At 46.2% G+C, this 13,098-nt stretch carries 11 protein-coding genes; 7 read left to right on the forward strand and 4 right to left on the reverse strand.

Translation table 11 applies throughout. From position 1 onward, the window contains the following. Positions 1-13: 13 nt before the first annotated feature. Positions 14-676, forward strand: coding sequence for a response regulator transcription factor (locus TRNA_RS23065; RefSeq protein WP_003178632.1), 663 nt, complete (start codon positions 14-16; stop codon positions 674-676). Continuing rightward, positions 667-2,037, forward strand: a complete 1,371-nt coding sequence (locus tag TRNA_RS23070) for a sensor histidine kinase (RefSeq protein WP_003178633.1) — start codon at positions 667-669, stop codon at positions 2,035-2,037. Before TRNA_RS23065 ends, TRNA_RS23070 begins: the two co-directional genes overlap by 10 nt. Before the next feature lie 72 nt (positions 2,038-2,109). Here the strand turns inward: TRNA_RS23070 and TRNA_RS23075 are convergent, their stop codons facing one another. Beyond that, positions 2,110-2,994 carry a LysR family transcriptional regulator gene (locus TRNA_RS23075; protein WP_003178636.1) on the reverse strand — a complete coding sequence of 295 codons (885 nt, stop codon included), beginning with the start codon at positions 2,992-2,994 and terminating at the stop codon, positions 2,110-2,112. 109 nt (positions 2,995-3,103) lie between these two features. Between TRNA_RS23075 and TRNA_RS23080 the strand changes: the two genes are divergently transcribed. The 3 genes from TRNA_RS23080 to TRNA_RS23090 all read left to right on the forward strand — a co-directional run bounded on the left by TRNA_RS23080 (position 3,104) and on the right by TRNA_RS23090 (position 6,415). Further along, on the forward strand, positions 3,104-3,499 hold the full coding sequence (locus TRNA_RS23080; RefSeq protein ID WP_009330268.1) for a tautomerase family protein: 396 nt from the start codon (positions 3,104-3,106) through the stop codon (positions 3,497-3,499). 3 nt (positions 3,500-3,502) lie between these two features. Further along, positions 3,503-4,243 carry an SDR family NAD(P)-dependent oxidoreductase gene (locus tag TRNA_RS23085; RefSeq protein ID WP_003178641.1) on the forward strand — a complete coding sequence of 247 codons (741 nt, stop codon included), beginning with the start codon at positions 3,503-3,505 and terminating at the stop codon, positions 4,241-4,243. An 87-nt stretch (positions 4,244-4,330) separates the two neighbouring features. Continuing rightward, complete coding sequence (locus tag TRNA_RS23090; protein ID WP_003178642.1) at positions 4,331-6,415, forward strand: class I SAM-dependent methyltransferase; 2,085 nt, start codon at positions 4,331-4,333, stop codon at positions 6,413-6,415. Positions 6,416-6,425: 10 nt separating this feature from the next. On the opposite strand, the gene TRNA_RS23095 is transcribed toward TRNA_RS23090, so the two are convergent. Both TRNA_RS23095 and TRNA_RS23100 read right to left on the reverse strand, forming a co-directional pair. Next, positions 6,426-7,502, reverse strand: coding sequence for a DUF4352 domain-containing protein (locus TRNA_RS23095; protein WP_003178644.1), 1,077 nt, complete (start codon positions 7,500-7,502; stop codon positions 6,426-6,428). Between the two features lie 615 nt (positions 7,503-8,117). Then, positions 8,118-9,518, reverse strand: coding sequence for a YfcC family protein (locus TRNA_RS23100; protein WP_011197517.1), 1,401 nt, complete (start codon positions 9,516-9,518; stop codon positions 8,118-8,120). A 124-nt stretch (positions 9,519-9,642) separates the two neighbouring features. On the opposite strand from TRNA_RS23100, the gene TRNA_RS23105 reads away from it, so the two are divergent. Continuing rightward, positions 9,643-10,818: a M20 family metallopeptidase gene (locus tag TRNA_RS23105; protein WP_003178649.1), complete on the forward strand. Its 1,176-nt coding sequence runs from the start codon at positions 9,643-9,645 to the stop codon at positions 10,816-10,818. Between the two features lie 211 nt (positions 10,819-11,029). On the opposite strand, the gene TRNA_RS23110 is transcribed toward TRNA_RS23105, so the two are convergent. Next, on the reverse strand, positions 11,030-11,482 hold the full coding sequence (locus tag TRNA_RS23110; protein WP_009330265.1) for a GNAT family N-acetyltransferase: 453 nt from the start codon (positions 11,480-11,482) through the stop codon (positions 11,030-11,032). 99 nt (positions 11,483-11,581) lie between these two features. Here TRNA_RS23110 and TRNA_RS23115 point away from each other — a divergent pair, with 99 nt between their 5' ends. Then, on the forward strand, positions 11,582-13,081 hold the full coding sequence (locus tag TRNA_RS23115; RefSeq protein ID WP_003178655.1) for an amidase: 1,500 nt from the start codon (positions 11,582-11,584) through the stop codon (positions 13,079-13,081). Positions 13,082-13,098: the final 17 nt, after the last annotated feature.

Below are 13,098 nucleotides of genomic sequence, written 5' to 3' on the forward strand. Positions count from 1 at the left end.
GGGTGGTCAGCAAGTGGCGAAAATTTTGGCAGTAGATGATGAGAAAGATATTCTTGTACTCATACAAAATATTTTGCGCCGCGATCAGCATCAAGTTCATACGCTAAGTCAAGTTAACACCGAATCTCTCGACGTGTTTTCAGGGTATGATTTAATTTTGCTTGATGTGATGATGCCGGGGATGGACGGGTTTGAATTATGCGAGAAAATCCGGCCGCTGGTAGATTGTCCGATCCTGTTTCTCACCGCTAAGACGGAGGAAGAGGCCATCGTTAAAGGCCTCCTGACTGGGGGAGACGACTATATTTCAAAACCCTTCGGCGTTCTTGAGCTCAGTGCAAGAGTAAATGCACACCTGAGAAGGGAAAGAAGAGAGAAATACGAGACTAAACGGGTGATTTCCGGTTTTTTATTTCACTTTGACAGCAAAGAAGTATTTATTCATGATCAAAAGCTGAATTTAACAAAAAATGAATTTAAAATATGTGAGCTATTGGCTCAGCATAAAGGACGAACCTTTACAAGAGAAGAAATTTATGATCATGTATACGGGCTGGAAGGCAATGCTTTATATTCGACGATAACCGAATTTATCCGCACGATTCGGAAAAAATGCAAAGAACACAATAGAGATCCGATCAAAACGGTATGGGGCGTAGGATACAGATGGGAATAATCCGCAAAAAAAAGACACTGCGCAGAGAACTGATCAAATATATGCTCACTTTGAGCTTCAGCCTGATCGCGATCACGGCTTTATATGTTTTGGTCAATATGATAGGAATGAATGCAGGGCTGTTTTATCCTGCCAACTACAATGAAATCGAAGCTGAAAAGCTTAAGCCCAGGCTTCAATCGGCTGAACAGATAACGGAAGACATGATACCGGATACAATGCTGTACGCCATACTGGACAAAAAGTCGAAACAAAAGACAGCGGGAAACATGAAAGAGACGAATCTTTCGATTGTACGGAAAAAGATAGAGAGCAGGCCTTATGTCAGCTTTAGTCAAAAAGGCTATATGATTATCGAACGCAAAGACGAGTATTGTGTATTGGAGTATCCTTTGCGCGCTGAGTTTCGGTCTCCACTGCTGAGACGGTTTCTCCCGAACTATGAGCTGACAAGCATATGCATCATCGTTCTTCTTTTAATTACGGTCGTTTTTACGGTGACAACCCGATTTGCAAACAGATTAAAAGAACATTTTCAAACTTTAAACACCATTGCCGAGCAAATTAAAAAACAGAATTTAAATTTTACTCCGGAGTTCTCGAATATTAAGGAATTTGATCATGTAATCAGTTCCCTGATGGACATGAGGAATGCCCTCCAAGCCTCCCTACGGGCGCAGTGGCATTTAGAGAAAACGAAAAAAGAACAGATCGGCGCATTGGCTCATGATATTAAAATTCCAGTGACCATCATCAAAGGAAATGCGGAGTTGCTGAGCTTATCTCCGCAAAATCAAGAGCAGTCGGAATATATCAGATACATCCTTGACGCGGGGCAAAAAATCGAACAGTACATTGACCAATTAATCCATCTCTCAAAAACTGAGGAAGCATTACATACCGAGTACAGAGAAGGCGCTGTGAAAACGCTAGTCGAAAGTGTTCTCCATGAGACTGAAGCATATATAGGGAACAAATCGATTGACATTGTGTTGAAGGAGCAGAACCTTGAAGGAAAAAAAGCAGTGTTTGACAAACAGCTGCTTCACCGAGCGTTGATGAACATCATGACGAACGCCGCAGATCACACACCAGAAGGCGGGAGAATCGATTTTGAAGCTGTGTGTACGGCTGATCAATTGATTTTCACAATCACTGACAGCGGAAAAGGGTTTTCTCAAGACGGCCTGCAGAAAGCTGCCGAGCTTTTCTATATGGAAGATAAAGCCCGGACATCGAATGGTCATTACGGGATGGGACTTACCTTTGCACTTCGTGTTGTTAAGCTTCATCAAGGCGATTTGGCGATTAAAAACAGCGAAGCAGGAGGCGGACAGGTACAAGTGACCATCCCCCTCTGAGACCAGATCATCATTTCCATATCTCGTCATTCTCATAATCAAAAACCTTCCGGCATCGGCCGGGAAGGTTTTTTACGGTTCTCCAAGTTCCTGTTTCAAATATTGGTACAGCTTTGCATCAGCCTGTTTCAGCGGAAACGCCGCGGTTTTGCAAAGGATGCCGAAGGTTACGCTGATCGGGTCATCGTCGATAAACCGGACAATCGTTCCGGGAGGAGGAGGGGAAACGATGCTTTTCGGAATCAGGGCAACGCCGAGTCCTGCGGCAACATAGTTTTTCAAAGCTGTCATGCTTCCGATCTCCATCGTGTTCATTTGGCTCCCCGGCAGCTCTTGAAACGCGATTTCGACTTTCTTCCGGTAGGTGCAATTGTTGGCCGTAATCAGCAGGCGGTGCTCCCTAATATCTTTCAGATGAATGCGTTCATTGTTTCCGGCGGGGTGTCCCTCAGGGAGCAGCACTACGAGTTCTTCAGCATAAAGCGGTTCAAAATAAAGATCTGTTCCCATTGCCGGAGTCGAACAGACGGCAAGATCCAGGCTTCCTTGAACCAGCCGTTCCCCCAATGCCGACGAGTTGGCGATATCAACGGAAACCCGGATCTTCGGATAATCCGCTAAAAATCTCCCCAAAATCTGGGGCAATTCACAGCTCGCGATCGGTTCGACCGCTCCAAGGCGGATATTTCCCCCTTCGCCAAGCAATAAGTCGGCCATATGATGTTGAAGGTGATCTATATCCTTGACAATATGTCTGCTTTCTTCAAAAAAAAGCCTGCCGGCTTCAGTCAGACGGAATGTTTTCCCCCTCTCGAGCAAACGAATGCCGAGGTCTTCCTCGAGCTTTTTGATTTGCATTGTGACCGTGGACTGCGCATAATTCAGTTCTTCAGCCGCGCGGTTAAAGCTTCCGCAAGCCACGATTTTATGAAACGTCTTTAACGTTTTGAAATCCATCCCATCACCTCAAGTTCAATAAAATTGAATGAAACCTTCAAATGATTCAATTATACAAAATGATATAACCGTTATACACTATTAAACAATACAAAGGAGGAATGAATATATGCCATTTGTCAGGATGGATCTTTTAAAAGGAAGATCAAAGGAAGAGCTTCGCCGGATCAGCAGATCAGTTCACCAGGCGATGACGGAGGCGATCGATGTTCCGGAAGACGATTATTTTCAGGTCATCACCCAGCACGATGAGGAAGAGTTCTTTTTCGATCCTAGCTATATGAACATCAAACGGACGAAGGATTTGATTTATATTCACATCACAATGAAAGAGAGACCGATCGAAAAAAAGCTGGCTCTGTACCAACGCATTGCAGAGCGTTTGCAAAAAAACGCCGGCATCCGCCAAGAGGACGTCATGATCATTGCAGCCGAAAACGTGAAAGAGAACTGGTCGTTTGGGAATGGAACAGCACAGCTTGCATCAGTTGAAAGGGAGCGTTGAAAAATGGAAATGAAAAATAAAACAGCCCTTGTCACAGGAGGCGGCACAGGGATCGGCAGAGCGGTATCGCTCTCTTTGGCAAACCGAGGGGCAGCGGTTGTTGTCAACTATTCGCGTTCCAAAGCGGAGGCTGAAGAGACGGTTGGAATGATTGAAAGTCAAGGCGGCCGCGCGCTCGCGGTGAAAGCCGATGTTTCTAAGATCAGTGAAGTTCAAGACATGTTTGATCGGGCGGTGGGCGAGTTCGGTACCGTCGATCTGCTCGTCAACAATGCAAGCATCACCAGGCATATCGAGCTTGATGACTTGGAAGGGGCTTCTGAAGAAGTCTGGGATGAACTGTATGCGGTAAATGTCAAAGGGATGTTTAATTGTGCGAGAGCGGCGGCACCTTTTATGAAGCGAAATAAACAAGGCGCCATCGTAAATGTCGGCAGCATCGCCGGGCTTACCGGTTCAGGCTCTTCGTTACCCTATGCCGTATCAAAAGCGGCGGTCCACGGTCTGACGAAATCATTGGCGCATGCGCTTGCTCCTGATATTAGAGTCAGCTGTGTGGCACCGGGCGCGGTATCAACGAGATGGTGGGAGGGGAATGAAGAGAAAATGAAGCGGCTCAGCCAAAAGCTCCCGCTTGAGCGGATAGCGGAACCGGAAGATATCGCCTTGCTCATTTGTGCGCTGCTCGAACAAGAAACAGTTACAGGCCAAATCTTAACGGCTGACTGCGGTCAAACATTATAGCGATTATAAGCCTATTATCCTATTTCTATATGAAACCATTTACCTTATGATAAATCATATCGAAATAGAAAAAAGAGGGAAGAACGTATGAGGCGTTTACAATCGTTAGAAGCCATTGAAAAAGTAAAAAACGGGGATTATCATGTTTTGCGGGATGCCGAATGGCTGAAGTATCTCGTTTTAACTGAAGAGCAAAATATCAACCTGGAGCGGATTTCTTCGCTAGAGAACATGCCTCAGAATCCCGTTTTTCTTTATGTTGAACAGACGCTCTCTATTTTGGAGAAAGCTGACATTCCTGAGCTGGAAAAAGAAATCATTGAAGAGGTTCTCATATGGAGTGAAGCGGCTAAGTGCGGCCAGCCTCATAAAAGAAAGGAATGGCGTGAAAAAGGTTTTCAGCTTGCGATCCATAATATCGGGTCGGCGCAGATTTATGCTGATCGAAGACAGGCGTACATGCCGGAACGGCAGGATATTGAAGAACTCATCCATATTTTGATTGTGACGCATGGACTCGTCGGACAGTATATCCGCGGGGAAACAAGGTATCGCCAATTCACTCCTCTTATCGATTGGATTGAAACATCTGAACTTCAGCACATCGATATCAGGCGGGTTCTATACGTGCTGAACAAATGTATCATTGAAGCGGTATCGCCGGCGCTTTGGGATTCGATAGAACGAGACGTGAACCGGGTAATCGGCCAAATCTGCACAGGAGAAAGAAATAAAGACTGGCCGTTTGCGGAAAGGATCAGAAAACTGCGGGGACAAGCGCTCGATTCCGGTGAAGACAGCAGCCGGTACGAGCGGTTTTTGAGGGAGCATTCGGCGGAAGATACGCTGAGACGCTTCTTTCAGCGGATTGATTTATGGTATGTGGAATCCGCCTTGTCATCATTCAGTTTTGAAGAGTTTGTCAAAATCTTTCTGCTCGTGCTTCGTTCTGTCAACCCTTTATCAGTCAAGCACATCAGCTTTGAGCCGCTGATGAAGGACATGTACCGTGATTACCAGGGTGTGAGGCATATAAATGTTTATAAAAAACGAATTATCGAAGCGTGCTTAAAAGAGATGTCGATCAGCGATTTGCTTTACGGCGAGGTGCCTGTAAATGAACACGTTTCGCTTGCTGTTCAGCCGTTTGATCAGGCTTCTGAGATTGTCGGCGTCACGTTTTCATTTTCGCAGGCAGGACTGAAGCTGATTGAATTTTGCCAGGAAGCGGAGAAATCGCCTTTATATGAACGGGCGATCGTGCTGCTTTATGATTTTTTTGAGTTTCGCAAGGATTCGTTTGACCGGCTGCAAAATGAAGCGGCTTATCTGTCTGATATGAACGGTGCTGAAGATTATAAAAAGAAGATTGCCGATTATGCCGTTGGAGAAAGAATGCTCGACATCGGAGCCGGAGGCGGCGTGATGCTTGATTTGCTGACAGACCAGCATCCAGAAGCAGAGGTCATCGGAATCGACCTTTCCGTCAATGTCATTGAGGAGCTCCAAAAAAGAAAAGTGCGCGAACATAAGCCCTGGCATGTGAAACAGGCTGATGCATTGGACCTGCCTGAGTACTTTGAGCAGGAAAGCGTCGACACCATCGTATTCTCATCGATATTGCACGAATTGTTTTCATACATTCCGTATGAAGGGAAAAAATTTAATCATCTCGTCATTGCCCAAGCGTTAAAAAGCTCCTTTGACATTCTGAAGCCGGGAGGCAGAATCATCATCAGGGACGGAATCATGACCGAAAACAAAGAGGAAACGCGGCGGATACGGTTTAAAGACCCGGATGGAATGGATTTCTTGAAGCGGTATGTCCATGATTTTAAAGGGAGAAAGGTGCAAATGCTTGAGGCTGAGAAGGACGCGGCTGTACTGTTTGTGAATGATGCAATGGAATTCCTCTATACATATACATGGGGAGAAGAAGCCTATCCGCATGAAGTGCAGGAGCAGTTCGGCTATTTTACGCCGTCTGAATTCCGCCGCTGTATCGAGAAAGAATTAGGGGAACGTGCGAACATTCTGGTGTTCGAACACTATGTGCAGGAAGGATATGAAGAACACCTTTACCCTAAAATCGAGCTGACAGACCGGCTCGGCCGGCGTGTGCCGCTGCCGGACAGCACTTGTTTTATTGTAATTGAAAAAAAGCACCTCTAGGGTGCTTTTTTTAGTTGTTGCTTTTAAGGAAGCTTGAGAAGTATTGTTCGGTCTTGTAATTATCAGCATCAATTTTCCATTTGTCATTTTTTGATTTTTCAAGTTTGACTTCAACGGTTTTCTCACTTGAAGTCGCCTCTGCTTTTTTGATTTCTTCACTCATGATGTCAATCGCAGGATTGATCAATTCATCTCTGGACATGAAGTCTTTGCCGCTGTCTTTCACATAGTCTTCCAGTCTTTTCTTCACTTTCTTTTGGACATCTGTATTATCGATTGGCGTAACGGTTGCCTCAACAGTTGCTTCATCGCCTGAAATTGATTTTGTAACTGCTTTGACTTGAGATTTTTCTTGATAGGCGTTTTGGATGGCGCTGATCAGTTTATTCAATTTCTTTTTATCCACATCTTCTTCATCATAATATCCTAAAGAGCGAACGATAGATTTTTGAGCGCCTTCAAGGTAATCGGTAACGACTTCACGTTTGTTTTCGTCGACCAGTTTATCAAAGTTATTATTGTCTTTGCCGAAAATCGTTACGTCTGTGTAAGCTAGCAAAGCTTTTGCCGGATCTTCAAGTTTTTTGGCCGTTTTCAGTAATTCGTCGCTGCCGCCGTCGATCTCGAATTTGACAGGATCGGCTTTATTTTCACCGTACATGTCAGGTGTGTATTCAAGCTGAAACTTTTTGCCTTTTTCAACGATGTAATAGATATTTCCGTCGACTTCTTTGTCAGAATTCAGCGTCGAAGAGCGAAGCCTTTTGTTTCTTTCATCATATACGCTGACGTCCGACATTTTTGAGTCGCCTTCGTAAAGGCTGAATTGGCTTTTATCAACCATTAATGGTTCTTTCCCTGTATTTTTCACGGAAACATTGATCTTTAGTATAAGTTCATTTTCGTGCAGGTTTGTTGATGAATCATCAGGAAGCGTATATTCGGAGCTTAGGATTTTAACTTCTGCATTATCTGCTTTTTTCGTATCTTCTTTCTCTCCGCTCGCGCTTTTGCTGCCTCCGCAGGCTGTTGACACGACTGCTACAATCATCAAAAGCATCATCAGAAAAAACTTTTTACTTCGCATGGTCTGTCTCCTTTTTTATTATTTTTTTCAATGTTATGTAAATGAAAAGAATGAGGCGGCCAGGGCATAAAGGCCCTTCATCGGGACAAATCTTACTCAAGTCCCGGTCATTTCATTTATCTAACAGTGAAAATTTGATTATAATTCTTCCTTTTTCCTTAGTTTCTTTAAAAAAACAGAAACAACATCACTCATTTTAAGGTTTGAAGAATCATTAATAAATAGGTGTTAAATACTAATTTTGGTCAATGATTTGCAGGATTAGGCATGTTTTCAAACTTTGGATAGTAAGAAGAGACTAAAACTAATGACATGCACTTCGGTGCATTTAATTGAGGTTTATCCATTTTTTACTTTAGATCCTGGTCAGATCAGGTTAAAAATATAAGTATTTTGTTTAGGAGACGCCCTTATGTTGGTGAATTTCAAATTTGGGCCATAGTGAATAAAAAGTCCCGTTTTCGGGTTTCCTTAACCTGAGCTTAAAATTTAGTAGATCAATTGTCTTAGAAACGGCGGTTTTGATGGTGTAAGGCTTTTCTATAGTCAGAGAGATGGAGGCATATATGGGGGAATGCAGCCGGGGGCACCGGCTGCATATTGTGGACCGGATGTTTACTTAATACCAATTATCATAGCGATAACAATCGCAGCGGCGCCGATGATAATCCAGCCTGCGATCAGCTTCCAGACAAACTTGACCCAGCGTTCATAAGGGACGCCTGCGATTGACAGTGAAGCCAGCAATACGCCGGAGGTCGGGATGATTGAGTTGGTGATCCCATCTCCGTATTGATAAGCGAATACGGCAATCTGACGTTCGAATCCCAATAAATCGGCCAGAGGCGCCATAAGCGGCATCGTTGTGGCTGCCTGTCCGCTTCCGGATGGAATAAACGTGTTAATCGCGATTTGTACGGCGAACATGCCGATGGCGCTGATTTCATTCGGAAGCGAGCTGATTGCTGAAGCAAGGCTGTTGATGATCGTATCGATAATATGTCCGTTTTCCAATACGATGACGATGGCACGGGCGAAGCCGACGATCAGCGCTCCGTATACAACCTGTTTCATGCCGTCGACAAACGAATGGAAGGTGTTGTTGATGCCGCGTCCTCCCGCAAGACCGGCGGCAAAGCCGATGATGAGAAAGCCGGCCGACAGCTCGCTTAAAAACCATCCCCATTGAAAAACACCGAACATATTGATGCCGAAGCCCAATGCTGTAATCAGCAGGACGAGGCCGTGTCTTCCGGTGAAGGAAAGATCAGCGTGTCCTGCGGCTGTCTCTTCATTTATCTCTGTTTCGCTTCCATACATCAAACCGGTATTCGGGTGCGCTTTGACTTGTTGAGCATAACGCATGACATAAAAAATGGAGAAACCGAGCATGGCGGCATAAACGGCCAGTCTATAACCGAAGGCGCTAAACACCGGGACTTCCGCAATTGTCTGTGCAATTCCGACTGTGAACGGATTCAACATGCCGCCGGTGAACCCTGCAGCCGCGCCTAGAGAAATCATCGCCAGCCCTGTCATTGAATCATAGCCAAGCGCTCTCGCAACAGCGATTCCGATCGGAATAAAAATAATCGTCTCTTCAGACAAACCGATCGTTGCGCCTCCGATGGAAAAGACGAACATGGTGACGGGGATCAGGAGGAAGCCGCGTTTCTTCAAGCGCTGCACGAGCACATGGACACCGGCGCGAATCATACCGGTCTGATGGATGATGCCAAAAGCTCCGCCTATTAAAAAGATATAAAAAATAATATCCGCCGATTGAATCATGCCCTCCGGTATGGCTTTAAACATCTCGAAAAAACCGACCGGACCTGCGTCAGTCTGCTTGTAGCTCCCTTGTACGATAACCGTTTGGCCGTCTTCTTCAACCCGCTTAAATTCTCCTGATGGAATGAAGTATGAAGCCAGTGCAGCTAAAATGATAATGAAAAAAATCAAAGCATAAGTATGTGGGAAGTGCAGTTTTGTTTTCTGTGGGGTGCCATTGCTCATTCCGTTCGTCTCCTTTATAATGTATTAATATTCAGATAATTATATATTTAAACATTTTGAGGATATGAGCTTTACTTTGTCAACCCTGGAAAAAACTTTCGGTAATCGAGAAGGGAGAACCGTTATGAAAAAACAAATTGAGAAAGAGATCGAAAATATTCGTGAAGAGCTGCTGCATATCAGCCAGTATATAGGCAATCATCCTGAACTGGGGCACGAAGAATTCAAAGCTTCAAAGATTCTGTCCGAGGAGCTGAAAAAACACGGTTTTCAGGTGGAATTAGGCACATGCGGCCTTGCGACGGCGTTTACGGCCGAGTTTGACAGCGGCCGTCCCGGTCCTTCCATTGGATTTATGGCTGAATATGATGCATTGCCTGACCTTGGCCATGCCTGCGGGCACAATTTGATCGGCACGATGGCGGTCGGCGCCGCAATCGGCGTCAGCAAAGTGATTGCATCGTGCGGAGGAAAAGTGTATGTTTACGGAACTCCTGCGGAGGAGACGAAAGGCGGAAAAGTAACCATGGCCGAACAAGGGGTTTTTGATCACTTGGACGCCGCTATGATGGTTCATCCGTATTGCAGGCATGAAAAAAGCGGGACATCGCTGGCGATGGATGCGATCCAATTCGAATTCTTCGGAAAGGCTTCGCATGCGGCGGGAGCACCTCACGAAGGAATCAATGCGCTCGATGCCGTCATTCAGACATTCAACGGCATTAATGCGCTCAGACAGCACATTCTCCCTGATGCCCGGATTCACGGGATTATTCCGGAGGGAGGGAAAGCGGCGAATGTTGTGCCGGATTACGCGGTTGCCCAGTTTTACGTCAGAGGAACGGAACGCGCTTATGTCAATGAACTGCTCGATAAAGTGAAAAATTGTGCAAAAGCGGCCGCACTTGCGACCGGAGCCCGGCTTGAGAGCTCTTTTTATGAGCTGTCTTACGATGATTTGAAAACAAATGAAACGCTGTCAGACGCTTTTACACAAAACATGATCGAGTTGGGCGTCGATCCGGATTCGATTCATGAAAAAGCGGACGGAGGAGGTTCGGTTGATATGGGGAATGTCAGCCAGATCGCGCCTTCCATTCATCCTTATGTGCAAATTTGCGATGAGCCGTATGCGTGCCACACACCCGAGTTTCGTGAAGCGGCCATGAGCAGCCGGGGGTTCGAAGGCTTGATGCTCGGCGCAAAATCTATGGCATTCACCGCATATGATGTGCTCATCAATGAAGAGCTGCTGAAAAAAATAAAGGAAGAATTCAACCTTTTAAAGGCGCTGGCCTAAACGGATGATCCGAAAACGATCAAGTCCTGTTTTGATGAATATTGACGAGAAGCCGCCGGGGAGCCCGGCGGCTTCAGCGTGTCGACAAACCCTCGCATTCGTTGTCAGGCCTGCGCGCCGGTGCCTAGGAATTACAAACATTGGCTGTTCTAGACTGCAAGGATTGCGTTTCACGCTGAAAAGATGACAAAATCCCAAAACTAACAGTCGTTTACAGGTCGAGCGATAAGCGGATCATATCGATGCAGCGCATGCCGTTTTCGTATATCGGCTTCTCGTAATGTCTCAGGAAAAAGTTCCGGTCGATGCCGGTGATTCTAAATCCGCATTTTTGATAGAGCGCCAGCTGACCGATGCTTGAATTCCCGGTTCCGATTTCAATCGTCTTAAATCCTTGAGCTTTCGCTGTTTCAATCGCATGCATAACCAATTGTCTGCCGATTCCTTTTCCCTGCAGATCTTCTTTGACGGCGATATTGACGAGCTCTGCCGTTTCAGGCCTCGTCGGCAGCAGCACATAGACACCGGCAATCCGGCGGTCGATTTCGGCTGTATAGCACTGTCCCCGTTCGAGGTAATCGTTAACCAGTTTTTCGGAAGGGTCTGCCGTCAACAGCAAATCAAGCGGCGGCTCATGTTCTGGATGCAATCTCCGAATGTTCATTTCACTCATCTCCTTTTGATCTAAACAGAAATCGTTGAAATCCCCAAAAGGCTCATGCACAATAGTAAGCACAAGCGAACAGTAAAGTGAGGTACTGATATGAATATATCTGACTATGTAAAGCATGACGCGGTTGCTTTATCTAAGCTTATCAAACATGGGGAAGTAACGGTCAACGAATTAATCGACGCTGCTTTTTCCCGTCTTGAAGAAGTCAATCCAGAACTGAATGCAGTCATTCGGACAAGAAAAGAGCAGGTCAAAATTGAATCCAAACAGCTTGACATCAGACACCAGCCGTTTGCCGGGGTGCCGATTCTTTTAAAGGACATTTCCCAAGCGTTGAAAGGGGAGCCTCTCACAGCCGGCGCCAAGCTGCTTTCATCTTATAAACCAAAGCGCGATTCGAATTTCGTCGCGAAATTGCGCGGCGCCGGTTTTTTATTTCTCGGACAGACGAATACACCCGAATACGGATTAAAAAATATTTCTGAGCCTGAATTGTATGGGCCGTCGCGAAATCCTTGGAACACTGATTATTCACCCGGGGGTTCAAGCGGCGGTTCTGCGGCTGCGGTGGCGGCCGGAATCGTTCCACTTGCAGGGGCAAGCGACGGGGGAGGCTCCATCCGGATACCGGCTTCCTTTACCGGACTATTCGGTCTGAAACCGACCCGGGGCAGAACGCCTGTAGGACCGGGCGCCGGACGGCAGTGGCAGGGGGCATCGATCGATTTTGTGCTGTCCCGTACGGTCAGGGACAGCGCGGCGCTCCTGGATATTCTGCAAACCATTCAGCCTGAAGCCGCTTTTCAAACGCCTTTATTTCCAGGTCAGTATGAAGAGGATATGAAAAAAGGGCTGGAGCGCCCTTTGAAAATCGCATTCTCTGTAGAATCACCCGTCGGAACGCCTGTCAGCGATGAAGCCAAACAAGCCGTCCGCCGCACCGTTCGATGGCTGGAAGCGCAGGGACACCATGTCGAAGAGCAGACGAACGGCGTTGACGGAATCCGGTTAATGGAGAACTACTACTTAATGAACAGCGGTGAAATTTCCGCGATGATTCTTGGAATGGAAAAAACGCTTGGAAGAGCGATCACTGTTCAGGACGTTGAAATTGTCACATGGGTGCTGAATGAAGCAGGCAAAAAAGTGTCGGCAGCCGAATTTACAGCAAGCCTTGCTTCCTGGGATCGAGCAGCTGCACAAATGGCGGCGTTTCATGAGACCTATGATCTGTATGTGACCCCGGCAACGGCTTACCCCGCTCCAAAGGTCGGCGAGCTCACCCATACCGAAAAAGAAGCCGAAGCGCTCCTGAAAGTAAGTGAGCTGGAAAAAATCGAGCAGCAGTCGCTGATTTATCAAATGTTTTTGAAAAGCTTGACATATACACCATTCACACAGCTTGCCAACTTAACCGGACAGCCTGCAATGAGCGTCCCGGTCCATCTGACAAATGAAGGTTTGCCGCTGGGTGTTCAAGTGACGGCTCCGAAAGGAAAGGAACATTGGCTGCTGCGCACCGCCCATTTATTAGAGCAATCAGACTTATGGATCGGAATGAAAGGAAATCCAATGCTCGGCAGTCTGTAACCGTATAAGAGAGGACC

This window comes from Bacillus licheniformis DSM 13 = ATCC 14580 (assembly GCF_000011645.1).
Taxonomy (GTDB): domain Bacteria; phylum Bacillota; class Bacilli; order Bacillales; family Bacillaceae; genus Bacillus; species Bacillus licheniformis.